At 40.5% G+C, this 24,959-nt stretch carries 22 protein-coding genes, 1 pseudogene and 1 riboswitch; of the genes and pseudogenes, 14 read left to right on the top strand and 9 right to left on the bottom strand.

Annotation, left to right across the window (positions count from 1 at the left end; translation table 11 throughout):
- Nucleotides 1-184: 184 nt before the first annotated feature.
- From LC455_RS08990 to LC455_RS08975, 4 genes are all read left to right on the top strand, one after another.
- Nucleotides 185-898, top strand: a complete 714-nt coding sequence (locus LC455_RS08990; RefSeq protein WP_223590037.1) for a response regulator transcription factor — start codon at nt 185-187, stop codon at nt 896-898.
- Between the two features lie 148 nt (nt 899-1,046).
- The gene (locus LC455_RS08985) at nt 1,047-1,976 is read left to right on the top strand and encodes a phosphate ABC transporter substrate-binding protein (RefSeq protein ID WP_223590035.1); all 930 of its coding nucleotides are present in this window, start codon (nt 1,047-1,049) and stop codon (nt 1,974-1,976) included.
- A gap of 234 nt (nt 1,977-2,210) precedes the next feature.
- Complete coding sequence (locus LC455_RS08980; protein WP_223590034.1) at nt 2,211-3,293, top strand: HupE/UreJ family protein; 1,083 nt, start codon at nt 2,211-2,213, stop codon at nt 3,291-3,293.
- Between the two features lie 91 nt (nt 3,294-3,384).
- Nucleotides 3,385-7,023, top strand: a complete 3,639-nt coding sequence (locus tag LC455_RS08975) for an outer membrane protein assembly factor BamB family protein (protein ID WP_223590033.1) — start codon at nt 3,385-3,387, stop codon at nt 7,021-7,023.
- Between the two features lie 169 nt (nt 7,024-7,192).
- Here the strand turns inward: LC455_RS08975 and LC455_RS08970 are convergent, their stop codons facing one another.
- On the bottom strand, nt 7,193-7,408 hold the full coding sequence (locus LC455_RS08970) for a hypothetical protein (protein WP_223590031.1): 216 nt from the start codon (nt 7,406-7,408) through the stop codon (nt 7,193-7,195).
- 231 nt (nt 7,409-7,639) lie between these two features.
- On the opposite strand from LC455_RS08970, the gene LC455_RS08965 reads away from it, so the two are divergent.
- From LC455_RS08965 to LC455_RS08935, 7 genes are all read left to right on the top strand, one after another.
- Nucleotides 7,640-8,551, top strand: coding sequence for a phosphate ABC transporter substrate-binding protein (locus LC455_RS08965; RefSeq protein WP_223590030.1), 912 nt, complete (start codon nt 7,640-7,642; stop codon nt 8,549-8,551).
- A gap of 78 nt (nt 8,552-8,629) precedes the next feature.
- Nucleotides 8,630-9,550: a phosphate ABC transporter permease subunit PstC gene (gene pstC / locus LC455_RS08960; protein WP_223590029.1), complete on the top strand. Its 921-nt coding sequence runs from the start codon at nt 8,630-8,632 to the stop codon at nt 9,548-9,550.
- Nucleotides 9,550-10,434 carry a phosphate ABC transporter permease PstA gene (gene pstA / locus LC455_RS08955; RefSeq protein WP_223590027.1) on the top strand — a complete coding sequence of 295 codons (885 nt, stop codon included), beginning with the start codon at nt 9,550-9,552 and terminating at the stop codon, nt 10,432-10,434. Before pstC ends, pstA begins: the two co-directional genes overlap by 1 nt.
- Nucleotides 10,435-10,453: 19 nt before the next feature.
- Nucleotides 10,454-11,242: a phosphate ABC transporter ATP-binding protein PstB gene (gene pstB / locus LC455_RS08950; RefSeq protein ID WP_223590026.1), complete on the top strand. Its 789-nt coding sequence runs from the start codon at nt 10,454-10,456 to the stop codon at nt 11,240-11,242.
- A 12-nt stretch (nt 11,243-11,254) separates the two neighbouring features.
- Complete coding sequence (gene pstB, locus LC455_RS08945; RefSeq protein WP_223590024.1) at nt 11,255-12,028, top strand: phosphate ABC transporter ATP-binding protein PstB; 774 nt, start codon at nt 11,255-11,257, stop codon at nt 12,026-12,028.
- A 13-nt stretch (nt 12,029-12,041) separates the two neighbouring features.
- On the top strand, nt 12,042-12,701 hold the full coding sequence (gene phoU, locus LC455_RS08940; RefSeq protein WP_223590022.1) for a phosphate signaling complex protein PhoU: 660 nt from the start codon (nt 12,042-12,044) through the stop codon (nt 12,699-12,701).
- 37 nt (nt 12,702-12,738) lie between these two features.
- On the top strand, nt 12,739-14,208 hold the full coding sequence (locus LC455_RS08935) for a protein adenylyltransferase SelO (RefSeq protein WP_223590021.1): 1,470 nt from the start codon (nt 12,739-12,741) through the stop codon (nt 14,206-14,208).
- A gap of 28 nt (nt 14,209-14,236) precedes the next feature.
- On the opposite strand, the gene LC455_RS08930 is transcribed toward LC455_RS08935, so the two are convergent.
- Nucleotides 14,237-14,560 carry a hypothetical protein gene (locus LC455_RS08930; RefSeq protein WP_223590019.1) on the bottom strand — a complete coding sequence of 108 codons (324 nt, stop codon included), beginning with the start codon at nt 14,558-14,560 and terminating at the stop codon, nt 14,237-14,239.
- A gap of 72 nt (nt 14,561-14,632) precedes the next feature.
- A complete protein-coding gene (locus LC455_RS08925) occupies nt 14,633-15,805 on the bottom strand; it encodes an MFS transporter (protein ID WP_223590017.1) in 1,173 nt (390 codons plus the stop codon).
- Nucleotides 15,806-15,984: 179 nt separating this feature from the next.
- Between LC455_RS08925 and LC455_RS08920 the strand changes: the two genes are divergently transcribed.
- Nucleotides 15,985-16,164 carry a hypothetical protein gene (locus LC455_RS08920; RefSeq protein WP_223590016.1) on the top strand — a complete coding sequence of 60 codons (180 nt, stop codon included), beginning with the start codon at nt 15,985-15,987 and terminating at the stop codon, nt 16,162-16,164.
- Nucleotides 16,165-16,663: 499 nt separating this feature from the next.
- On the opposite strand, the gene LC455_RS08915 is transcribed toward LC455_RS08920, so the two are convergent.
- From LC455_RS08915 to LC455_RS08900, 4 genes and pseudogenes are all read right to left on the bottom strand, one after another.
- Nucleotides 16,664-18,301 (bottom strand): PhnE/PtxC family ABC transporter permease, encoded by a 1,638-nt coding sequence (locus tag LC455_RS08915; protein WP_223590015.1) that lies wholly within the window; start codon nt 18,299-18,301, stop codon nt 16,664-16,666.
- A 1-nt stretch (nt 18,302) separates the two neighbouring features.
- Complete coding sequence (locus tag LC455_RS08910) at nt 18,303-19,055, bottom strand: phosphonate ABC transporter ATP-binding protein (protein WP_223590013.1); 753 nt, start codon at nt 19,053-19,055, stop codon at nt 18,303-18,305.
- Nucleotides 19,056-19,068: 13 nt separating this feature from the next.
- Nucleotides 19,069-19,968: a putative selenate ABC transporter substrate-binding protein gene (locus LC455_RS08905; protein ID WP_223590012.1), complete on the bottom strand. Its 900-nt coding sequence runs from the start codon at nt 19,966-19,968 to the stop codon at nt 19,069-19,071.
- Between the two features lie 208 nt (nt 19,969-20,176).
- Nucleotides 20,177-21,738: pseudogene (locus LC455_RS08900) on the bottom strand (ABC-F family ATP-binding cassette domain-containing protein).
- Nucleotides 21,739-21,902: 164 nt separating this feature from the next.
- On the opposite strand from LC455_RS08900, the gene LC455_RS08895 reads away from it, so the two are divergent.
- On the top strand, nt 21,903-22,370 hold the full coding sequence (locus LC455_RS08895) for a hypothetical protein (protein ID WP_223590010.1): 468 nt from the start codon (nt 21,903-21,905) through the stop codon (nt 22,368-22,370).
- Between the two features lie 88 nt (nt 22,371-22,458).
- Nucleotides 22,459-22,680: a spore germination protein gene (locus tag LC455_RS08890; protein ID WP_223590008.1), complete on the top strand. Its 222-nt coding sequence runs from the start codon at nt 22,459-22,461 to the stop codon at nt 22,678-22,680.
- A gap of 14 nt (nt 22,681-22,694) precedes the next feature.
- On the opposite strand, the gene LC455_RS08885 is transcribed toward LC455_RS08890, so the two are convergent.
- Nucleotides 22,695-24,002, bottom strand: coding sequence for a nucleobase:cation symporter-2 family protein (locus LC455_RS08885; protein ID WP_223590006.1), 1,308 nt, complete (start codon nt 24,000-24,002; stop codon nt 22,695-22,697).
- Nucleotides 24,002-24,595 carry a xanthine phosphoribosyltransferase gene (locus LC455_RS08880; protein ID WP_223590004.1) on the bottom strand — a complete coding sequence of 198 codons (594 nt, stop codon included), beginning with the start codon at nt 24,593-24,595 and terminating at the stop codon, nt 24,002-24,004. The genes LC455_RS08885 and LC455_RS08880 overlap by 1 nt, the downstream gene beginning before the upstream one ends.
- 119 nt (nt 24,596-24,714) lie before the next feature.
- Nucleotides 24,715-24,816, bottom strand: a riboswitch (purine riboswitch).
- Between the last annotated feature and the right edge of the window lie 143 nt (nt 24,817-24,959).

Below are 24,959 nucleotides of genomic sequence, written 5' to 3'. Positions count from 1 at the left end.
GTGGAATGTGATTTTAATAGGATAAAAGTATTGTTTTTACTTATTTTACAAAAATTTAGCATTCCTTTAACAAATGCAAAACGCGGCATTAATATTCTTTTCGTTTAATAGAACTATATTTACAAAATGGAGGTATGAGCTAGTTTCTTAGGAAAAGTCAATATCTTACTATTAAGCGGGTGATTTGATGAAAAAAGTACTTGTTGTTGATGATGAACAGTCCATTGTTACGCTCCTTCAATATAATTTGGAGCAGGCTGGTTATGAAGTCATTACTGCGATGGATGGTGAAGCTGGTAAACGTTTAGCAACAATTGAAGCTCCTGACATAATTGTATTAGATTTAATGCTTCCAAAGCTGGATGGAATGGAAGTATGTAAATTGCTTCGTCAGGATAAGGTTATGACTCCTATTTTAATGCTAACGGCAAAGGATGATGAATTTGATAGAATAATTGGTCTTGAGCTCGGCGCTGATGACTATATGGTAAAGCCCTTTAGTCCAAGAGAAGTAATTGCCAGAGTAAAAGCGATCTTAAGAAGAACCCAGGCTCAAGCGGAAGATGCACTCGAGCAGATAAATGGGCCAAAAATAAAAATGGGCAAATTAACAATCTATTCTGAAAAATACGAAGCCTACCTTAAAGGAAATCTTCTGGAGTTAACATTAAAGGAATTTGAGCTGCTTCATTTCATGGTGCAAAATAAGGGCCGAGTCCTAACTCGTGATCACCTGCTAAGTTCTGTATGGAATTATGAGTTTGCAGGAGATACGAGAATTGTGGACGTGCATATCGCCCATTTAAGAGAAAAAATTGAAGAGGATACCAAGCGGCCTGCTTATATTAAAACCGTTCGTGGTCTTGGCTATAAATTCGAAGTGCAACAAGGATATTAACATTATTCGGAAAAAGTGTTGTTTCGCAGACTGAGGACACTTTTACAAAAGCTTTACATTCTATTAAAACTGAATTAATACTCTTCTCCTATACTAGTAAATGTAAAGCGGAACAAAAATTCATAACTCTTAGGGGGAAATAAAGCAAATGAAAAGCTTTAAAAAACTAAGCCTACTTACAGTATTCGCAGCATTAATGGTAATCATGGCAGCATGTGGAGGCGGAGCATCTACTGAGAAAACAGAAGGAAGCGCCAAAAAGGAAACTCCAAAAACGGAGGAAAAGAAAGAACTTTCCGGCTCATTAGTCGTTTCAGGTTCATCAGCTATGCAGCCATTAGTGGCCGCAGCTGCTGAAGAATTTATGGCTGCAAATCCAAATGTTGATATTCAAGTAAATGCGGGGGGATCTGGTACAGGCTTATCACAAGTTGCAGAAGGATCTGTGCAAATTGGTAACTCAGACGTTTTTGCTGAAGAAAAAGAAGGCGTTCCAGCAGATCAGCTTGTAGACCACAAAGTAGCTGTTGTTGGTATGACTGCTGCGGTTAACCCTAAAGTCGGCATTAAAGATATCAAAAAAGAAGACCTAATCAAAGTTTTCACTGGAAAAATCACTAACTGGAAAGAACTTGGCGGTAAAGACCAAAAGATTGTTCTTGTAAACCGTCCTGACTCTTCTGGTACTCGTGCAGTATTCAATAAATTTGCACTTGATGGTGCTACACCAGCTGAAGGTGTAACAGAAGACTCTTCAAACACTGTTAAAAAGATTATTAACGAAACAGATGGCGCCATTGGATACCTTGCATTCTCATACTTCACTGATGATACTGTTACACCTCTTGCAATCGATGGTGTAGAACCAACTGCTGAAAATGTACAATCTGGTAAATTCCCAGTTTGGGCTTACCAACATTCTTATACTAAGGGTGAGCCAACTGAATTAGCCAAAGCGTTCCTTGATTTCATGATGTCAGATGATATTCAAAACAACTTGTTAAAAGAACAAGGTTATCTTCCTGTAACGAAAATGGAAGTAGAGCGTGACGCAAAAGGAAATCAAACAAATAAATAATTAATTAATTTAAAAGGGTAAGTGCCTTGTGGCATTTACCCTTTTCTAATGGTATGACTCTACTAAATATATCCACACTTCTTATTCCCATCGGTCTATTCACCTAGGAAAAAAGATGCAAAAGTATTAATAAATATTCAACACTATCTTCATATTTCTTTTACAACAAAACCTTAATATTTGATTTAGTAGAAGTTACTGAATGAAATTACTAGATTAAAGGTGTGAATACCATTGAAAAAAATAATAGCTGGGTTTGCTGGGTTTATCTGCTTTATCACATTAACGCTTTTACCTATTAATACATCGGCCCATACGGATAATAGTGAAGGGTATTCGAAAATTACAGTTGAAAAGGATAAGCTCCATGTAGAATTACATCTTGATTTTTTCGAACTTGGGCGGCTTATCAATTTTGGTGTTCGTCCAGGTACGGAAAAAGACCTGCTGAATGGTGCTTTAGCAAAGCAACGTGGGGCTGTTGCCGAATACCTTGATTCCCACTTCGAAGTATTTACCGATGGAGCCAAAGCAAGGGGATCCGTTATTTCAACTGATATCGAAAACAGACTAGGGAGGGATTACGCCAAAATAGGGCTCGAATATCCTATCCCTTCAGACAAATCCTCCTTGCAAATACATTATAGTGTTTTCTTTGATGACAATGATTCCATGCATCGAAATATCATGACATACGACTTAGAAAATAAAAAAGGCCAATTTATTTTCAATACCGAAGACAGGGAATTTAATGCTGGAAAGGAAAGCTTGGCAGGACAGTTTTTCCGGTTCGTTCAGCTCGGTTTCCATCATATCATGATTGGTTATGATCATATCCTTTTTGTCATAGCCCTCGTATTTGGAGCTCGCCGACTTATTGATGTTCTAAAGGTCATTTCAGTATTTACTTTAGCCCACAGTATTACCCTTGGATTAACAGCGTTAAAGCTGATCCAATTCCCTGCAGAAATTATTGAGCCGCTTATTGCTCTAAGCATTGCATTTGTAGCAGTAGAAAACTACTTTGGTTTTTCACCCAAATATCGATTTGCCGTCGTATTCGGATTCGGACTTATCCATGGGGTTGGCTTTGCGGGGGCTTTGCAGCTTTCAAACGACGTTACCTGGAGGTCGATCCTGTCGATTTTCTCATTCAATATTGGTGTTGAAGCAGGACAAGCCTTAATTATTTTGATTTTATTTCCCTTACTGGTTTATATCCGGAAGTTTAAATGGTCCACTATCGTTCAGGCAGCAGCGACGGCTGGGATCTTTGGAATGGGAATAATCTGGTACTTTGAGCGTTTCTTTACTTAATAAATAACTTTTAAGGGGTGATGCGAACATTTACTTACTTAGTTGTAAATTTAATAGGGGAAATAAATAAAAAAATAGGAGGGGAAACAAGATGAAGACACAAAAAGACAAAGGGAAAACAGTCAAACAAAAACTTAAACCAGTAGCTGCGGCTGCGATGTGCGGTCTCGCTCTTGCAGCTACAATAAAACCCGTTGTAGCGGATAATCCAACTGCTACGATTAAGGGAACTGTTTTCGCTGACAAAAACGTGAATGGAACTCGGGACGGGAATGAACAAGGAATTCCAAATGTATCCGTCTCGGACGGTAAAAACATAACAGTCACAGATGATCTGGGCAATTATACCTTAACAATAGACACAGACAGGCGTCTGGACGATATCGTGTTTGCCACCGTTCCAAGCGGATACAGCGTTCCGACTGACCAAAACAAAACGCCGCAATTTTACAAGCGGTTAGGGGATGTTCAAGCTGGAGAAACAAAGGAACAAAACTTTGGTCTAGTACATACGCCTGAGAGTAGTAATCCGAATTTTAGCTTTGTCAACATTGCCGATGTACATGTTCAAGCTGGCACGGCCAATAACCGTGAACGGTTTACTGACCAGTTGGCACAAATTAATGAATCGACAGGAAATCCCGCTTTTATCGCTGTTAGCGGTGACTTGACCAATCGTGCAGATCCTTCTGAATTTGGGGATTATACGGCAAGTACGTCTACTTCAAAACTTCCTGTTTATCCAGCAGTCGGCAATCATGACTTTGCGCCGGGTTCGGACTATAAGACAAGAATTGATCGGTACCGAGATTATCTTGGACCGGAATGGTATTCTTTCGATTATGGTAACCGTCACTTCGTAGTATTGGAAAATACTCTTGGTTTTGATCAGCCGGACCAATTAGAATGGCTCCAAAAGGATTTGTCCATTAATGCGAAGGGTGATAAGGAAGTGGTTGTATTCGTTCATAGACCTATGAATACGCCGCAAACACCTTCGCCGGATAAAACGAAGCAATTTATCGACCTTCTTAAGCAATACAATACCCGCTTGGTGATGGTGGGACATACTCATGTTAACGATGTAGCAACAGATACGATACCTGGTGCAGACCATGTGACAACGGTTTCTAGTGCCTACACGATTGACCAGATGCCAAACGGATTCCGGATGGTTTCTTTCCTGGGTGATAAGCAGGAAGAGAAATACAAAATGTATGACGTAAAACAAAGCGCTGCGATTGTTCATCCGGCAGCTGGCAGCGAAGTCCCGGAAGGAAAAATGGACATATTGGTAAATGCCTATAACACGTCAAGTAATGTCATTAAGGTTGAATACCGGATTGATGGCGGTTCTTGGAGAAACCTAAAGCAAAGCAGCGGTATGGCTTGGCATGAACAATGGGATGCCGAAAAGGCAAAAAAAGGTCAGCATGCCATCGAAGTTAGAGTAACAGATGATGCAGGAAAGGTTTGGGTTAAAAACAACACCTTCAATATCGTAGATAAAGACAAACGTGTTGCCCCGAAGAAGGGGAACGACTGGTCCATGTTCCATGGCAATGCCCAGCACACTGGAGCGGCGAAAGATACTCTTGATGCAGGTCTAAGTCTGGGCTGGACATACCGGACTCCAGGAACAATCCTGACCTCATCCCCGGCCATTTCAAATGGAATGGTTTATGTTGGAACACGTGATGAAAGCGGCAGTGAACACCATGCCATCCATGCTGTCGACCTTGAAACTGGTAACAAGCGATGGGAAGTGAAGGCAGATGCCCAGGTACAAGCTTCACCTGCCGTTGCTGACGGGATCGTCTATGCATCTTCCATCCGTGGGACTATTTATGCAATGAATGCCCAAACAGGAGAGATTATTTGGGAAAAAACGGTTGGGAAAGATCAAGTACAAAGAGCTTGGATGTACTATTCTCCTACTGTAATGGATGGAGTAGTTTACCAGGCATACAGTACAGGCAGCGGCGGTAAAATGATGGCTCTTGATGCCAAAACTGGTGAAGAAAAATGGAATGTTCCTTTAGCAGGCGGCTGGATTGTCGAATCCACTCCTGTCGTTAAGGAAGGTAAGATTTATGTAGGAGGAGATGGCGGCTGGCTGATCTCTCTAGATGCCTCAACCGGTAAAGAACTGTGGAGGAAAAAACCGGCTGGCGGCTGGATGCACTCCATGCCATCGATTGCAGATGGACGGGTATACATGGGATACGGTGGCGGATTGCTGGTTTCTCTTGATGCAGCCACCGGCAAAGAACTATGGCGTTACAAGAGCCCGGATTCATCCTATATTGCCGGGGACACAACTGGTTCGTCTCCAGCCGTAGCGGACGGAGTCGTATATATGGGATTCCCAGATGGAAATGTCGCAGCATTGGATGCAGCAACCGGTACAAAGAAATGGAGCTATCACACAAAGGGAGGAATCATTTCTTCTGCAGCAGTGAGCGGCGAAACGGTTTTTATTGGTTCGAACGATGGAAATCTTTATGCTTTGGATAGCTTAACGGGACAACCTCTATGGCAGCATGAAATTGGGGCATGGGTTGCTTCATCGCCGGCCATTTCTGGTAATACGCTTGTGATTGGAGCGCTTGATGGTAACCTATATGGTTTTACTCCAGGAGGTAAGGCTGCACAGCGCTGGCCGCGTCTGACTGGCCAAGTGACTGATGACTTGGGTAAACCTGTTGGCAGTGCTACGGTTATTGCAACAGACAGCGAAGGTAAACGCCAAATTTCCTCTGCCAATGCCAAGGGACAATACCTGCTTGGACTAAAGCCTGGTACCTATACTCTGACAGTTGTACGCAGGGGCTACCAAAGCAATGAGCCGGTATCAGTGGAACTTACCAACGGAGAAAACCGGACAATGGGATTACACGTAAAAGCAGTCACAGAACCAGTTGCAGGAGTATCTCAGGAAGCACCAGATTTTAATTTCGGAAGCCCGAGATTGGATGCCAATAGCGGCAATCCGTTTCACTTCGTCATGAATAACCGAATTCAAGCGACCATTTCCTCCCAGGTTGCAGCTAATAATCAGCCTGGTACATTCCAGCCTGGGTGGCTTGGGGATATCGCCTTGCTTGATACCAATGCATTGGAAACGCTCGATTGGAGTGAATGGATCCTTTCGCCAACGATGAATGATCCGAAACGTCCATGGGGTCGTGATGGCGAGTGGTTATCACTTCCGAATATCGAAACGATTGGTGATACCATCCATGCTTCCGGACAAGCACAGATCGATCCTTCTATTAAAACTTCCGTTACGTATCGGACACTTCCAAATGCACCTGTTGTGAAGTTTACGCTCCAATTGGAGAATACAGGTAAGAAGGATTTCAATGGTTATTTCCAATACCTGCTAGATCCAGACAGTGCCGATGACACAGCGTTTGTTCCAGGGATTGCGAAAACAAATCCCGGCTTTATGACTTCCGGTTGGACTGGAAACTATATTTATGACGGTCCGAAAACTGCAATCGCAAGCCCTGCTCATGGAATTGCCTGGACGAAAGACCATCCTTCCGGGTTAAGTGCTTTTGGCTATATCTTCGGAGTTTCGTTTGATGCTAGCGTGAAAGCTGGCGAAAAACGTACGATTAGCTGGTATCATATTACGGACTATCCTGCAGATGGAAGCAGCCCGGCAGCAAACATTGCCATGTGGGCAAATCAACTGGCTGATATTGATCCGGAAGCGAACTGACTTATAGGTTTTTTGCTCAAAAATTAAATATTAAAACTTTCGTAAAAAAGAAGATACATTAATTATCATTTGTATCTTCTTTTTGTTATTAACCGAATCGAATTAGATTAGTAAACATTAAGGTTCAAATGTGTGAGATGTGAAATGTTAGGATTCTGGTTAAAGCATATTATTTTTTTATCGGAGGATTGTTGACATCCACATGGAACGGTGCAAGATTATCTTCGTTCTTACCATAAAATTGTTCCTGAATGTCATGATTGGCCATCTCAGCTTCAGAATTTCCCTCTGAATACTCCCTTGCTCTGTAATCTTTAAATTTTTGACTCATCCTGCGATTTGTAACCTCAGCCTCTGTTTGATATTTGTTGTTATTTGCTGACATAATGATCCCTCACTTATAAATGAATGTAATCTTAGGTTATAAAAAAATTTAAAAAATAACCCAAATAATTAATTTGGGGGAAGGCAATATATAAAAGAGAAATTTAATTTTTTCTTTATAGATACTTGACACTGATCTATAACCCTACATTAAATTCGAACAAGCCAACTATACAACGTTCTTATTGAAAATGTAAGGGAGGCATTAACAACGTCATAGGGAGGCTTTAAAATGAAGCGATTGAAAAAAATCAGTTTAATGATAACAGTCATAGCTTTAATGGTGTTTTCAGCTGCTTGCGGCGGCGGTGCAAAAAAAGATGAAACTAAAGATACTGCAGATAAAGGTGGCAAGGAAATATCAGGATCCCTGGTTGTTTCCGGTTCCTCTGCAATGCAGCCTCTTGTTGCTGCCGCGGCGGAAGAATTTATGGCCAATAATCCAAAAGTGGATGTTCAAGTCAATGCAGGCGGGTCTGGTACAGGTTTATCTCAAGTGGCTGAAGGGTCCGTTCAGATTGGGAACTCTGATGTTTTTGCTGAAGAAAAAGAAGGCATTCCAGCCGACCAGTTAGTGGATCATAAAGTGGCGGTGGTTGGGATAACCGCTGCAGTTAATCCAGATGTTGGCATTAAGGACATTTCAAAAGATAATCTCATTAAAGTTTTTACTGGCAAAATTACAAACTGGAAGGACGTTGGCGGGAAAGATCAAAAAATCGTCTTAGTGAATCGCCCTGATGCATCAGGTACACGTGCAGTCTTTAATAAATTTGCCCTCGATGGAGCAACACCTGCGGAAGGAATTACAGAAGATTCTTCCAACACGGTTAAAAAAATCGTGAATGAAACCGCTGGTGCAGTAGGTTATTTAGCTTTCTCTTACTTTACGGATGATAAGGTAACTCCACTTTCCATTGATGGGGTTGAACCGACAGATGAAAATGTGCAATCAGGCAAGTTTCCTGTCTGGGCATACGAACATTCATATACAAAAGGAGAACCAACTGGGGCTGCGAAAGCATTCTTAGACTATTTAATGTCTGATGACGTTCAAAATACCTTGTTAAAAGATCAAGGGTACTTACCTGTTACCAAAATGAAAGTTGAACGTGACGCTAAAGGGAATCAAACAAATAAATAATCATTATACGGCAATAAATAGGGTAAATGTGAATGCACATTTACCCTTACGACGTAATTTAGGGGTGTTTGGTGCAATATGGAAAAACTGGTTCCAGCAAAAGAAAGGCTATTAAAGTCAGGAAAAGATAGGCTGGGAGGAGAATTCAGGGGAAAAGTCCTTGTTATTTTATGTGCAGTTATTATGATTTCTGCAACTATTGCCATTACGATTTTTTTAGGAACAAAAGGTTTGCAATCCTTTATTAAAAATGGTGTTAGTCTCATTGAGTTCTTAACGAGTAAGACCTGGAATCCTACTAATCAAGCTAAGCCTGCATACGGAACATTACCATTCATTTTCGGTTCATTTGCTGTAACCTTTCTTTCGGCACTAGTAGCGGCACCGTTAGGGATTGGCGGAGCTATCTTTATGACAGAAATTGCACCATCTTGGGGAAGAAAAATTTTGCAGCCAGTCATTGAGCTTTTAGTCGGAATTCCTTCTGTTGTTTATGGATTCATCGGACTTACAGTATTAGTTCCATTTATCAGGGAAAATGTCGGTGGACTTGGATTTAGTCTGCTATCCGGAACCATTGTTCTTTCTGTCATGATTCTCCCAACCGTAACAACCATTGCTACAGATGCGATGAGCTCTTTGCCAAAGCCTTTAAGAGAAGGTTCTTATGCTCTTGGTGCAACACGGTGGCAAACTATCCGAAAAGTGCTCATTCCTGCAGCAATGCCAACATTGCTCACTGCAATTGTACTTGGGATGGCAAGAGCATTTGGAGAAGCTTTAGCTGTTCAAATGGTTATTGGTAACGTAAAGAATTTGCCTTCAAGTTTACTGGATGCGTCCGCAACGTTGACAACCATTATTACGTTAAATATGGGCCACACCACATATGGAAGTGTGGAAAATAATACTCTTTGGTCAATGGGATTAATCTTATTAATCATGTCGTTCGCATTTATTCTCCTCATACGTTATTTATCTTCAAGGAGGAAGATGTAATGAATGCTAAATCTGCTGATCGATTAGCTTCAGTTGTCTTTTATGTCATTGCACTTGTTATTATTTCAATACTAGTCGGTTTATTTTACTATATTTTGGTAAACGGATTAAAAAACATCTCCCTTGATTTCATAACAGGTCCTTCCTCCAACGTAAGGGCGGGCGGGGGAATCCGCGATCAATTATTTAATTCGTTTTATGTCCTGTTTATTACGATGTTGATTGCCGTACCACTAGGGATTGGCGGCGGAATTTATATGGCAGAGTATGCTAAACCAGGAAAGGTTACGGACATTATTCGTTCTTGCATTGAAGTTTTAGCCTCGCTTCCTTCCATTGTAATAGGCATGTTTGGTTTATTGATGTTTGTTAATTTAACAGGGTGGGGCTATACCATATTAGGGGGAGCATTAGCACTTACAGTGTTTAACTTACCCGTTATAGTTCGTGTAAGTGAGGACGCTATCCGATCTGTCCCAAGAGATTTGAAAGAGGCCAGCCTTGCATTAGGAATTACACATTGGCACACGATTAAAACCGTCATATTGCCAAGTGCATTCCCCACTATTTTAACAGGAATCATCCTTGCTTCAGGAAGGGTATTTGGTGAAGCGGCTGCACTTTTATTTACTGCAGGTTTGTCCACACCAAGATTGGATTACGCAAATTGGAATCCATTTTCTCAAACCTCACCATTAAATATTTTTCGTCCAGCAGAAACTCTGGCAGTTCACATTTGGTCTGTCAATACTCAGGGTTTAATCCCGGATGTAGAAGAGGTCTCTAGCGGTGCAGCTGCAGTTTTAGTTATTTCTGTATTAATTTTTAATTTATTGGCAAGATGGATTGGAAGTATGATTCATCGGAAAATCACAGCATCTTAATAAAGGCAGGTGAGAAATCATGGAAGCGGTTGAAAGTCTTTTGAATTTGCAAAGTAATCATATTCTACAAGTAAAAAACTTAGAGATTTTTTATGGAGAAAAACGAGCTGTTAATGGGATTTCATTGGATATTGAAAAAAATTCCGTAACCGCTCTCATCGGTCCGTCTGGTTGTGGAAAGTCCACTTTTTTAAGAAGCATCAATAGGATGAATGATCTTATTCCTGGAGCACATGCAAAGGGAGAAATCATTTATGAGGATCTAAATATATTATCTGATCAAATAAATGTTGTTGCATTACGAAAAGAAATTGGAATGGTCTTTCAAAAACCGAATCCTTTTCCTAAATCGATTTATGAAAATATAACCCACGCTATAAAGTTTGCAGGAACGAGAAAGAAAATCATGCTTGATGAAATCGTTGAGGAAAGCCTGCGAAAGGCGGCATTGTGGGAAGAAGTAAAGGATCGTCTTCATAAATCAGCACTTGGTCTTTCAGGCGGACAGCAGCAACGTCTTTGCATTGCAAGAACGATCGCGATGAAACCAACCGTTATGCTCTTAGATGAACCTTCTTCCGCTCTAGATCCAATTTCTAACGGAAAGGTTGAAGATCTTATCGTAGAATTAAAAAAGGACTATTCAATAATAATTGTAACCCATAATATGCAGCAGGCATCTCGTATTTCCGATAAAACAGCTTTCTTCTTAAGCGGTGATTTGATTGAATATGATTTAACGGAAAAAATATTTACCAATCCTTCACAAAAAAAGACAGAAGAGTACATTTCAGGAAGGTTTGGATAAGGGAGGAATCGTATGTCTGCCATAACGGTACATAGACAGGTTTTTCAAATTAATGATTTGAATTTATGGTATGGTGAGCATCATGCATTAAAAAAAATAAACTTCCCGATTAACAAAAAAGAAGTAACTGCAATTATTGGTCCTTCCGGCTGTGGAAAGTCAACTTTTATCAAGACGTTGAACTTGATGATTAATTATGTTCCGAATGTTAAGATGACAGGAGAAATTAATTATAATGGCCAAAATATCTTAAATGAAAAAATGGATCTAGTAGAACTGCGAAAAAATGTGGGTATGGTTTTTCAAAAAGGAAATCCTTTTCCTCAATCGATTTTTGATAATGTAGCTTACGGACCAAGGATCCACGGAATCAAAAGAAAGACCCATCTTGAAGAGATTGTAACCAAGTCTTTAATGGATGTAGCCTTATGGGACGAAGTAAAGGATCGATTAAATGCTCCAGCACTTGGTCTATCTGGCGGACAGCAGCAAAGGTTGTGCATTGCAAGAGCCCTTGCAACAAAACCGGATGTCTTACTTATGGATGAACCAACCTCGGCCCTTGACCCTATTTCAACCCTTAAGATTGAAGAATTAATCTTAGAACTGAAGGAGAAATATACGATTGTGATTGTTACACACAATATGCAGCAAGCGTCTAGGGTTTCGGATCAAACTGCTTTCTTTTTGATGGGTGAATTAATTGAGCTCGATAAAACCGAAAAGATTTTCTCAAATCCAAGTGATGAACGTACGGAAGGATATATTACAGGAAGATTTGGTTAAAGGAGGTACAAAAATGATCACAAGATTAAATTTCGATAGTAATTTAAAACAATTAAAAGATATGCTTATGGAAATGGCTCATAAATCGGAACATGCTATTAAAGAAAGTATTAACACCCTCATAAATCAGGATATTGAAAAAGCGAATGAAATCATTAATAATGATACAATTATTGATGAGTTAGAACATGAAATTAACAATAAAGCGATTATTTTAATTGCAAAGGAATCTCCGGTGGCCAGGGACCTTAGAAAAATTGTTGTTGCGTTAAAAATTTCTTCTGAGGTAGAACGAATTGCTGATAATGCCGTTAATATTGCAAAGTCAACCTTGCATATAGGGAAAGAAAAACATATTAAAGAAATTGTCGACATTCCCAAAATGATGGATCTCGCCTTAGACATGCTAAGTGATTCTTTAAAAGCCTTCCTCTCAGAAGATGTTGATCTCGCAAAGGAATGCGCTAAAAAAGATGACAAAGTGGATGAAATGTACGGAACTTTAGTTAAAGAACTTATGGGCTATATACAGAAATATCCTGCACAAACGAATCAAATTACACAGTTAGCATTTGTGTGCAGATACATTGAAAGAATTGCGGATCATTCGACGAACATCGCCGAACATGTTATCTACCTTGTGACTGGGGAACGTTTTGATTTAAACGCGTAATTCATTTCTTTATTTCAAGAAAGGAAGGGAGAACCGAATGAGAAAAGAAATAAAAGAAACAGATTGGAACTTTGACAATAGTTATGCTCGTCTGCCTAAAATATTTTTTACAAGCCAAACACCAACTCCAGTCCGTTCACCAAAGTTGATTATACTAAATGGCGCATTGGCAAAAGAACTTGGATTGAAGGCCGACTCGTTACAAGACGAAGATGGTGTTGCCGTTTTTGCCGGAAATCGAATACCGGAAGGGGCAGCACCGCTTGCACAAGCATATGCTGGTCATCAGTTTGGCGGGTTTACCAAGTTAGGGGACGGGCGTGCTTTGCTGCTTGGCGAACAAATCAACCCTAAAGGGGAACGGTTTGATATTCAACTGAAGGGGGCAGGGAGGACGCCATACTCCCGCGGGGGTGATGGCAGGGCAGCACTTGGACCGATGCTGCGCGAATACATTATCAGCGAAGCCATGCATGCACTGGGTATCCCGACGACCCGAAGCCTCGCTGTGGTGGAGACGGGTGAACCAGTTATCCGTGAAACCTACCTGCCGGGTGCTATTTTGACCCGTGTGGCTGCCAGTCATTTGCGGGTTGGTACTTTTCAGTATGCAGCAAATTGGGGAACTGTAGAAGATCTAAGACTACTGGCTGATTATGCACTTGACCGCCATTATCCAGAAGTTGAATCAGGCGAGGGGCAATATCTGTCACTCCTTAAGGAAGTCATTAAGCGTCAGGCCAAACTGATTGCAAAATGGCAGCTGGTTGGTTTTATTCACGGGGTAATGAACACCGATAACATGACCATTAGCGGTGAAACCATCGATTATGGCCCGTGCGCTTTCATGGATACGTACGACCTGGATACAGTTTTCAGCTCGATTGACCAACAAGGCCGCTATGCATACGGCAATCAGCCATATATTGGCGGATGGAATCTCGCTCGATTTGCAGAAACTCTTCTGCCGCTGCTCCATGAAGATGAGAATGAGGCGGTCAAAATAGCCCAAGAGGCGATAGCAGACTACATGGAGTTGTATCGTGGATATTGGCTTGAGGGAATGAGAGCAAAACTAGGAATATTTAACGAAGAAGCGGTGGATAATTCCTTAATCGATGATCTCCTAGGCATGATGCAGAAATATCGTGCCGACTATACAAATACCTTCAGAGCCCTAACTATGGCTAAGCCGGAGGAAACGGCAATGTTTGGAACACCAGAATTTATTCAATGGCATAAGCAGTGGGAGGAAAGACTAAACAGACAGCAGGAGTCAAAAGAAGCCTCACTGCAATTGATGCGAAACTCAAATCCTGCAGTGATCCCACGTAATCACCGTGTTGAGGAGGCGCTGGATGCCGCTGTCAATCAGGGAGACTTCAGTGTGATGGAAAGTCTCCTTCAGGTTCTTTCAAACCCATACACAGTGTCGCCTAAAAACGAGGAATACTGCTCACTGCCTGCACCATCCAACCTACCATACCGTACCTACTGCGGTACATGATAAAAAAAGGCCGCTCAATAGAGCGGTCTTAATCTTTATAATCCCAGTATTTTAGCGTTTCTGTTTTTCCTGTTGGTTCACTTTTGATTACTTTCCCGTTCTGATCTTTATAGACCTCGTATTCCTCGTAGGTTTCGATAATATACCCATCTTCCTTTTTCGTTTTTTCCAGTTTATCTACCAATTCAGGAACATTTTCGGGTTTTTCAACCTCAACAGGCTGAGCCAAAACAGGCTGGTCGTCGGAATAGGCGTAATTGTTGTTAATAAATGAATAAGGTGAATCTAAATAGGCTGCAAAACCTAATATGACTAAAAGGAAAAATACACTAATGACGGTTTTGTTTTTCATGCGCCGGACTCCTTTTATCAAATATATTCTTGCAACCATTTTATGCATGTCCTATCCACATATGCCTATCGATTAATTTTGCATGTTTGTCGTCTTTACCGTACTTACCTGAGGGCGGAAAAGAAAAAAGAGAATAAGAGCTGCCATGGATATAATCACACCTGAAATATAAGGGAGGCCTATCGCTAATGAAAACAGCCACCCCCCTAATGGCGGGCCAATGATCCTTCCTAATGAATCAAAGGAAGAAAGCAGTCCAGTGGCACTGCCATGTCCTGCTGTTGATGTTTTTGTAAGCAGGGAAGAGACGCTCGGACGTATTACACCATTTCCGATCCCAAAAATAGATAAAAAGATAGCAGCAGTAGTAAAGCTATTCACCAGTAATATTAAACCAAACCCGAGGGCTGAAACAATGATTCCGACTTGAATTACAGAAGGCTCACCGTATTTTTTCGTCATCCTTCCGACTAAGCCGCCCTGGACCATCGCTCCCACAAACCCCATGATCATAAAAATATATCCGAGCTCTGTAGAATTTAAGCCCGCTTTTTTAGCCGCAAAATAGGCAAAGGTTGCTTCAAGGCCAGAGAGGGATAAGGAAATTAATAATTGCACAAAAAACAAAACTGCGACATCCCGATTAAATGCCCCCCAAATGGAGCGCCTTTTTTCTATAGAGTCATTCTTATTGAGTTTTGATTCTTTTAATAAAAGAAATACAAGGATCAAGGTAATCAAAGAAGAACCGCTGGCAAGATAAAACGGCATACTCAAACTAATTTTTGAAAAAATACCGCCAATTGCCGGACCAAATACAAATCCTAAACCTACTGCTGCTCCTACGATGCCCATGCCTTTCCCACGGTTTTCTTCTGTTGTAATATCAGCAACATATGCCATCGCCGTCGGCATATTGGCTGATGAGAGGGTGCCACCAATGATCCTTGCGGCAAATAACATCCAAAGCTCTGTTGAGATTGCTTGAATATAAAAGGATAGCGCAAGTCCAGTAATCCCAATCATCATCACAGGCTTTCGGCCAATCCGATCGGATAAACGTCCCCACATTGGCGCAAAGATGAGCTGCATGAACGAATAAACTGCCATTAACAGTCCTAATTCTGTGGGACTAGCCCCAATTTCTTCGGCATAAAAGGGTAAAACAGGAATAATGATTCCGAACCCCACCATTACCAAAAACATCACTACAAATAATATTGGCAAAGCTGCTTTTGTTTGCAAATGTATCTTCACTCCCAAAACTAGTTGTTCTATTCATTAGGATAATGGAAATCGTTGGATTAATACAAGCTTTTGAATAATTAATTTATATCTTCAAATTCCTCCAACTGCTGTTTTATCGGTCAAGGGGAGAACAATTTAACATTCCACGTTTAATCATTAATGGATTTTTAAATCAAATGATAATGAAAGCGATGAGTAAAAACAAGAATTTACTTTATGCCGAGCTTAAGGGGCAGCTCGATGGCGGCATAGGTCAAACGATGACGGTTTGGGAGGCGGGGAAAGACATGAATTCCTTTCGGACAAGCGGCATGCACAATTTCGCCCGAAAATCCTTTAGCTGCGGATTTTTATAGCGGAAAAGAACAGTCCTACTTTTTGACCTGGAAGGCAAATGGCCGCATCCCAACCTGGAAGCAGCGGAGATTGTCACTGCTTATGGCAGACATTTTAATGGGGGGAAATTGGTGAGGAAGGCACAACAGCCACCTAAAGATGAGACTAAAAAGCCGAGCTAATAAGGTTTTATCAAAGCGGTAGCATATTGCTAGCATAATGATAGGTAGTTGATAGTCATTTGTAACTTTGTGATATCAGAGAGGGACGGGGATAGTTTAGGAATTAGCCAGGAAGTCAAAGGTTCGGATTGTCTATGAATGCTTAAAATTTAGCTGTCCGGGCACTGTCAACCTCCCAGAGTGCCTGTGGACCTTCAAAATTCCGTTTCACTGGCACTTTGCCACTTTTTACACTTGGATAGCTACAAAAAAATAGACCTTTTTAAAAGATCTATAAAAACTATGGATTATTAAACAAAACTTGTTTTCGTTAACGCAGTGAATTTTTATTTTCACATTACCTAACGGCTTTTCTCGTACTCTCCGACGTAAAATCGGCAATAATGACAAGAATCATATAGCATAACAACAATAAGGTAATCTCGGTATATTGAAAAAAGCTCATCGCCAATTTAAATTCCATTCCTAAACCACCAGCACCGACAAATCCTACCACAATCGTTGTCCTCATGATGACTTCCCAACGATAAAGAATATAGGTCAGAAATCGCGGTAACACGGTTGGAAGGATGCCGTAAAACAAAATTTGAATTTTAGACGCACCAGCAGATGCTAAATTACGAATGGGTCTGGGATCCATATCTTCAATGACCTCCGCCCACAGCTTCCCAAGAATACCAAAATTGTGAAGCGCAAGTGCAATCGCTCCAGGCAAAAGCCCTGGTTTAAAAATAAAAATAATCATCATCGCCCAAACTAGCTCGGGGACCGCCCGTGAAAAAACATAAATAATCCGAACAATTCCGAAGAGGGGCCAGTTATACCATTTTTTTTCTGACGTCAGGCTTCCATTGGCCATATTTCTAGCAGCCGGAATAACCGTAATAAAGGCAGCAATCGTTGCAAAACCAATTGCCATAATACTCATCTCGAGAGTTTCCAGTGTCAATTTTAAAGCAGATGACCAACCGCTTGCCACCAAAAATGCAGGGTGTTTTTCGTTCACCCCAACTAGGCCTCCAAAGAACTTTTTCGCATATTCAAGATTTTTATCCGATAGCAGTTCCAATAAATTTGCCTTATCACCGCTAGTAATAAATACCCAAGAACCGATAATTAGTAGAATTGTGAAAAGAGATGAACCCCAGCCAGGGCTGAATCCTCTTCGGCGCTTTCGTTCCGTTAGCGCTTTTCGCACCGAATTACTCCAAACATCAACTAATAAAACAAGCCCAATTAGAAAAAATACATAAGTCCAAACTTGATCATATTTCAAATCAGCAAGCGATAGCTGAATTTGGTAACCCAGCCCTCCAAGACCTACAAAACTCATAATCGCAGAGGAACGGATCGAGCACTCGAACCGGTACATTGTGTAGCTGATAAGATCCGCCCAAACGAGGGGAAGATATCCATAAATAAGAGTTTGAAGCCTGGAAGCGCCAGTGGATTTTAAAGCCTTAATTGGCTCGATAGGGACATCATTTAACATATCAGCAAAAATCCGTCCAAGTATCCCGCCATAAGGAATGGCAAGTGCAAAAATGGCCGCATAAGGAGACAACCCGACCGCAGCGACAAAAAGCCAGGCCCAAATGAGCTCATGGATGGAACGGGTAAATCCTAAAACACCCCTAAAAAATACCTTAGATGTAAGACGGGCAACCCTTCTCGAAGTTAACGTTCCGGAAGCAAGAATACCAACGACAAACGCATATATGATAGCAAGTGACATACCGGCGACAGCATAAGCCAGGGTTATCCAGGCGGCCTCTAAGCCCTTCATTAAAATATCTGGTGAAAGATCCGGATGAAACAGACCTTCAAAAATCTGCAGCATGGTGGGAATACCACCTGCATGAAATAAGTCAGCATTCCATTTAATGGAGAAAAGACTCCAGATGAAAATAGCGGCCAATAGTAATGTTAACAGAAAACGATTATGCAAACGAAGGGAGGAAACCAGATTTTTCATATTAGCTGCTCTCCTTTATTTGATAAAGCTCAGCTAATAGCTCATCCGTTACCTTTTCAGTTGGCAAATCAAAAAATAGTTCCCCATCTTTAAGGGCAAGGATTCTTGTAAAATATTTTCGGGCGTAGTCAACCGAATGCAAACTGGCAATAATTGTTTGGTTTTTTTCTTTAACGATATTCGTCAGAATCATTAATATGTCATCTGCACGGGCAGGATCCAGTGAAGCAACTGGTTCATCCGCTAAAAGGATTTCTGGATTTTGGATCATTAAGCGGGCCATCGCGACACGCTGTTGTTCACCGCCCGATAACGTTGAGGTGATTTCGTATGCCTTGTTAGATAGACCAACTTTCTCAAGAGCTTCTAATGCAGATGCTTTTTCTTGAGGAAGGAGGAGGGAAAGTACTGATTTGATCAAACCCCAATCTGCTAATTTCCCTGCCAGCACATTATGAATCACCGCAAGCGGCCCAATTAAATCAAATTGCTGGCGGATTACCCCGACTTTCTTCGCAAAACCCTTTCGATTTTTATAGGAAGAAAGGGGGTGGCCGTCGATAAATAATTCGCCAGACTCAATTGGAATCAATCCTGCGATCATATTTAACAGCGTCGTTTTTCCCGCCCCGCTCGGTCCAATCAATGCCACCGTTTCCCCTTGATGAATCGAAAAAGAAAGGGAAGATATGGCTATCTTCCGCTCATAATGTTTGCTTATGGAATTGGCTTCAATCATTTTTTTTGAAGACATTTTATGACACCTACTACTTAATGATCTTTAGTTCTTTCGCCACTTTTTCAATCTTTTTGTAATTATCATTTTTTGTTTCAATGAAGCTGTCGGTTTGGAATAAGTCGGCAATCTCTTTTTGATCACCTGTGATGGAGAGAAGAGCGTCTTTCACTTTTTTCTTTGTGCCTTTTCCGAAAACCTCTTCGACATTGCTATTAATGGTCCAGTTATAATCGTAATAAGCAGGGGTTGTGTAGAAAACCTTCACTTTATTGGTATCTACTTTTCCTTCTTTTACTGCTGCCTGCCATACCGCTTCGTTTAGGGCACCTGCTTTAAATGCGCCTGATTCCACTAATTTATAGGTTGTATCATGTGAACCTGAGAAATTAGGCTTGCCGTCAAAATCCTTATTTGGATCAATTCCAGCCTCTGTTAAGAAATAACGGGGCATCAAATGCCCAGAAGTGGAGCTTTCACTCCCAAACGTAAAAGACTTACCTTTTAAATCTTCAAGTTTTGTAATATTTTCTGAAGCCTGCGTGATAAAAACAGAATGGAATTCAGCATCGCGTGGCCGTTGAACAATGGATTCTGCTTCTGGAACAAGATTTCTTGCCTGGACACTTGTTAAGCCGCCAAACCATGCCATATGGATTTCACCGCGTTGAAAGGCAGTAACTAGGGCAGCGTAGTCGACAGATGGAACGAATTCAACCTTCATACCCGTCTTTTCGCTTAAATACTCAGCGACTGCTGTCATCCCTTTGTCAAGGGTTGCTGCGTTTTGGTCAGGAATCGCACCAATTTTAAATACTTCATTCGTCTTTGCTTCTTTTTTTCCAACGGTTGCTTTTTCATCCTTTTGTCCGCAAGCAGCCAGAGAAAAAACAAGAATAAAAAGAATCATAACAGAAAACCATCTTTTCATAAAATAATAACCTCTTTTACTTTTATTTATAATAGAAATGCTTAGCCTTTTTCATTATAAATAAAGCGTAAAAGGGAATAAATTCAATATATCTATTTATCCAATTAATACTCATCGAAAAAATAGATAGCAAAAGATGTTCATAATGTTAAATACAGTGTTCACAAGAAAAACCCCTGCTAAAAGGGCAGGGGTTTGATTGATTTTCTTAAACTGTTAATTGTGACCATTCTTCAACATTCCAAACTTTTGTAATCCAATCTTCATAAAAGTCTGGTTCGTGGCAAACTAAAACAACAGTACCTAGGCCTTTAATGCCCGTTTTAATTCAGCTTTTGCATCGATATCTAGATGGTTCGTTGGCTCATCGAATAAAATCCAGTTACTTTCATTCATCATCAGCTTGCACAAGCGAACCTTTGCTTGCTCTCCACCGCTTAGCTGGCTCAATGGGCGGGAAATATGCTCATTTTTCAAACCACAGCGGGCAAGGGCTGCACGAACCTGATGCTGATCCATAGAAGGGAAGGCATTCCATACATCCTCAATAGGTGTGATATTGCCTGCTTTCACTTCTTGTTCAAAATAAGAAGGGAAAAGGAAATCTCCACGTTCAACGGAACCATTTAATGGATCTATTTTACCAAGCATCGTTTTTAGAAGGGTTGATTTACCAACACCATTACAGCCGATAATGGCGACCTTTTCACCACGTTCTAAAGTCATATTCATTTTCGGTAATAATGCGTGAGAATAGCCAATTTCCAAATCCTTTGCTTCAAAAACATAACGGCTGCTGCTTCGAGACTCCTTGAATTCAAACGTTGCCTTCATTGCCGTTTCAGGCCGGTCAATCCGTTCCATCCGGTCTAATTGCTTCTGACGGCTTTTCGCACGGCCAGTTGTCGAATAGCGAGCCTTGTTTCTTGCAATAAAGTCTTCTTGCTTTTTGATAAACTCCTGTTGTTTTTCGTAAGCGTTAATATGCTGGTTTTTGTTGATTTCAGCTAACTCAAGGAATTTCTCATAGCTTGCTGTGTAACGGGTAAGCTTTGAAAATTCTAATTGAAAAATAACATTCGATACATGGTTCATAAATTCCGTATCATGGGAGATCAAAATAAACGCATATGGGTAATCCTTTAGATAGGATTGAAGCCAGCGAATATGCTCAACATCTAAATAGTTGGTCGGCTCGTCAAGCAGCAATACTTTCGGCTGTTCCAAAAGAAGCTTAGCAAGCAGAACCTTTGTTCGTTGACCACCGCTAAGCGCTGCAACATCTCGGTCCAAACCGATGGCATCAAGTCCCAAACCGCGGGCCGCTTCTTCAATTTTAATATCTAAAGAGTAAAAACCGCCAGCATCTAGGGCATCCTGGATTTCACCCATTTGTTCTAATAATACTTCGAGCTCTTCTGGAGATGCTTCACCCATTTTTGCCGTTACTTCATTTAATTCTTTTTCTTTTTCAAAAAGAGGAAGGAAGGCATCACGCAAGACATCACGCAAGACATCACGCATTGTTTTTCCAGGTGTTAGAACGGTATGCTGATCCAAATAGCCATAATGAACACCAGGTGTCCATTCCACACGGCCGCTATCATGGATCAATTGGTTTGTAATAATATTCATTAAGGTAGACTTACCGACCCCGTTTGCACCGACAAGTCCAACATGGTCTTCTGCTAATAATCGAAAGGAAACGTCTTTAAATAATGTACGGTCCCCGAATGTATGAGATAAATTTTCGACATTTAATAAGCTCATTTTTTGTAATCCTCGCTTTGTTCAAGAAATATTACATTATTACATAAAACTAGAATTTCATGGATTGGACTAGGTATTTTGGTGTGAAAAATACTGTAAATAAATTGGGGATGATGCATATTCCTTCTTAAAATGAGGATAATCTAAATAAAAAGGAAAATTTTATGATTGGACTTTTAATTGCCATAATACTATTTAATTTTATAGCCTTTAAAACTAAAAGAAGAATGAGCTCCAATCAAATAGTCCACATTTGGCTTTTTACGATTGCCTTTGAGACGTTGTTTGATGTATTTGTCGAATTTAAATTTCATGCGTATTGGTATTTTTCTAGGGATATTGATTGGGCGGGAATCCTTCCTCATATTTTTTTAGTCCCTGCAGCCAATATTATTTTTCTTAACTGGTACCCTCAAAAATCTTCAAAATGGCAACGGCTATTGTTTTTTTCCTTTTTTGTAGTTGCCATTTTAATATACGAACGGATCACGATACTGCCTCCTCCGTGGGGATATTTTCATTACGGCTGGTGGAGACTATGGCACGCGGTCATTCTTGATCCTATTCTTTTGCTTATTTTACTTGGATTCTATAATTGGATCTGTAAGTTAGAAAAGAAAGCTGCATCTTGATGAAAATTAATTTTTCTAATGAAGGAGTTTAATCAAGCCTTTAAGCTTGTACATATCCTATTGAAAAGGATTGGAAGAAGGGGAAGGCTTGGATTTCAATAAAGACGGAATATCAATTGGGACTATTTCTGGCGGTATAGTAAATTTCGGCGGGGCGGTTTATATTTCTCCAATATCGGTTACAAAAACGGTCTCAGGTTCAGGAAGTCAAAACAGTGGAGGGAGCAGCACGAGCACCTTGGCACAAAATGCATCCATCCAAAGTAATCTATCAGATTTAATAGAAATATTAAGACGGAGCTTGGAATAGCTCCGTCTTTTCTATTAGGACGCTTTTAACTCATGAACATTTGTTTGGTCTTTGGTCCGCTTTGAGACATTAAACACAATGTTTAAGAAAATGGCGGTCAAGCTGCCAGCAACAATCCCATTGTTGGTCAGAATTTTGACGCTCTCTGGCAAATGGTCAAAAAGGGTAGGAACAGCGGTTACACCAAGTCCCATGCCAACAGAACAAGCGATAATCAACAGATTTTCTTGGGAAGCGAATTCTACTTTACTTAACATCTTAATTCCATAGGCGATAACCATTCCGAACATGGCCACCATTGCGCCTCCTAGAACAGGGGTAGGAATTACTGTAGTCAAAGCCGCAATTTTCGGCACAAATCCTAGAAAAATAAGCATTCCACCCATCGTATAGATGACATTTTTCCCTTTAACTCCAGAAAGTTGGACCAGACCGACGTTCTGTGAGTAGGTGGTATATGGAAAGGCATTGAACAATGCGCCGATGATACTCGCAAGACCCTCAGCACGATAACCTTTGGATAAATCTTTTTCCGATAATTTTTTACCCGTAATATCGCTTAGGGCAAAATAAACACCTGTCGATTCTACCAAACTTACAATGGCAACTAATGTCATGGTAATAATAGGTGTCAATTCAAAAGTCGGGGTGCCAAAGTAAAATGGTTTTACCATATGGAACCATGAAGCATCACCCACAGCTGAAAAATTCACTTTTCCCATAATAGCTGCTGCCAGTGTACCGGCAACTAAGCCCAGTAAAATCGAGATGGAACGGATAAATCCTTTCGTAAATCGATAAAGCAAAATAATAAACAGTAAAGTTCCGAAAGCTAAACTAATATTCGAAAGGGAACCAAAATCAGGACTGCCTTGACCGCCGGCAATGTTATTCATTGCAACCGGAATTAAAGTGATCCCAATAATGGTAACTACAGATCCTGTAACAACCGGAGGGAAAAATTTAATTAATTTTCCGAAAAAGCCAGAAATAAGAATCACAATAAGACCTGATAGAAGAATGGAGCCGTAAATAGCTGAAATACCGTATTGACTTCCAATTGCGATAATTGGTCCTACAGCCGTAAACGTACATCCAAGGACGATGGGCAGGCCGATTCCAAAAAAGCGATTCTGCCAAACTTGTAAAATAGTTGCAATCCCGCACATTAAAATATCAATTGAAACTAAGTAGGTTAGTTGTTCCCCATTAAATTTAAGGGCGCCGCCTACGATAAGCGGGACAATGACCGCTCCTGCATACATTGCTAGTACATGTTGAATTCCTAAAGAAGCAATTTTGAATGTATGTTGTTGTTTCATTACACTAACTCCTTTACATTTTCGTTTACAAAGCTAACCTCACCGTTTGAGAGAGAGGCAACTCTTGCTAAGGATTCGACCCGTAAGCCAGCCTCTTTTAAAAGTTGAGCCCCTTCCTGAAAGGACTTTTCAATGACGATGCCAATCCCGGCAATCTGTGCACCTGCCTGCCCCACAATTTCCACTAAACCAAGGGCAGCCTGACCATTAGCGAGGAAGTCGTCAATAACCAGCACTCGATCATCATTTGATACATATTTTTTTGAAAGCGAGATTTCGTTTGTTTCCTTTTTAGTAAAAGAATGGACAGTGGCTGTCAATAAATCATCATTTAGGGTTAACGATTTTCTTTTTCGAGCAAAAATAACAGGAACCTTCATATATAAACCAGCCATCACTGCAGGTGCAATGCCAGAGGATTCAATCGTAACGATTTTTGTGATTTTGTCTTCAGCAAATCTTTCAGCAAATTCTTTTCCTATTGCTAGCATTAATTCTGGATCAATCTGATGATTTAAAAAGGAATCTACCTTTAACACGTGCTCTGAAAGAACCTTTCCATCCTTTTTAATTCTGTCTTTTAATAATTCCATGTTGTACCCCCTAAGAAAAATAAAAAGCCCAAAAGTCATTACCCACATCAACATTTGAGTGGGACAATGACCTTTGGGCTTATAACCGAAAGGAAAAAGGAAAAAGTCCGAAATACACGGCTTTCTCATTACCCACTCATAGTCAGATTGTTAATGGCAATCCGGTAGAAACTTGCGGGCCATATCCCCGCGATTATATGAGTGAAACTTTTATGAATTTATTCACATTATAGCATGCTGAGAAGGTAAATCAATCTTTTTTTGCAAAAAAGCGAATAATTAAAGTTAAAAAACTACTTTCGTTCGGTTTTTGAAAGAGTTTCCATGGATGGAAACCACAGATATAGACAATCATTGAATAACA

Source organism: Neobacillus bataviensis (genome assembly GCF_019969725.1).
The sequence above is the reverse complement of the archived record's forward strand: the minus strand, read 5'-3'. Positions and strand labels throughout refer to the sequence as shown.

Coding starts and splice junctions, on each gene's coding strand:
- LC455_RS08905 (WP_223590012.1), bottom strand. CDS start 19,968: ATGAAAAGATGGTTTTCTGTTATGATTCTTTTTATTCTTGTTTTTTCT.
- LC455_RS08895 (WP_223590010.1), top strand. CDS start 21,903: ATGATTGGACTTTTAATTGCCATAATACTATTTAATTTTATAGCCTTT.
- phoU (WP_223590022.1), top strand. CDS start 12,042: ATGATCACAAGATTAAATTTCGATAGTAATTTAAAACAATTAAAAGAT.
- LC455_RS08975 (WP_223590033.1), top strand. CDS start 3,385: ATGAAGACACAAAAAGACAAAGGGAAAACAGTCAAACAAAAACTTAAA.
- LC455_RS08880 (WP_223590004.1), bottom strand. CDS start 24,595: ATGGAATTATTAAAAGACAGAATTAAAAAGGATGGAAAGGTTCTTTCA.
- LC455_RS08885 (WP_223590006.1), bottom strand. CDS start 24,002: ATGAAACAACAACATACATTCAAAATTGCTTCTTTAGGAATTCAACAT.
- LC455_RS08965 (WP_223590030.1), top strand. CDS start 7,640: ATGAAGCGATTGAAAAAAATCAGTTTAATGATAACAGTCATAGCTTTA.
- LC455_RS08910 (WP_223590013.1), bottom strand. CDS start 19,055: ATGTCTTCAAAAAAAATGATTGAAGCCAATTCCATAAGCAAACATTAT.
- LC455_RS08915 (WP_223590015.1), bottom strand. CDS start 18,301: ATGAAAAATCTGGTTTCCTCCCTTCGTTTGCATAATCGTTTTCTGTTA.
- LC455_RS08935 (WP_223590021.1), top strand. CDS start 12,739: ATGAGAAAAGAAATAAAAGAAACAGATTGGAACTTTGACAATAGTTAT.
- LC455_RS08930 (WP_223590019.1), bottom strand. CDS start 14,560: ATGAAAAACAAAACCGTCATTAGTGTATTTTTCCTTTTAGTCATATTA.
- LC455_RS08920 (WP_223590016.1), top strand. CDS start 15,985: ATGATAATGAAAGCGATGAGTAAAAACAAGAATTTACTTTATGCCGAG.
- LC455_RS08985 (WP_223590035.1), top strand. CDS start 1,047: ATGAAAAGCTTTAAAAAACTAAGCCTACTTACAGTATTCGCAGCATTA.
- pstB (WP_223590026.1), top strand. CDS start 10,454: ATGGAAGCGGTTGAAAGTCTTTTGAATTTGCAAAGTAATCATATTCTA.
- pstB (WP_223590024.1), top strand. CDS start 11,255: ATGTCTGCCATAACGGTACATAGACAGGTTTTTCAAATTAATGATTTG.
- pstA (WP_223590027.1), top strand. CDS start 9,550: ATGAATGCTAAATCTGCTGATCGATTAGCTTCAGTTGTCTTTTATGTC.
- LC455_RS08970 (WP_223590031.1), bottom strand. CDS start 7,408: ATGTCAGCAAATAACAACAAATATCAAACAGAGGCTGAGGTTACAAAT.
- pstC (WP_223590029.1), top strand. CDS start 8,630: ATGGAAAAACTGGTTCCAGCAAAAGAAAGGCTATTAAAGTCAGGAAAA.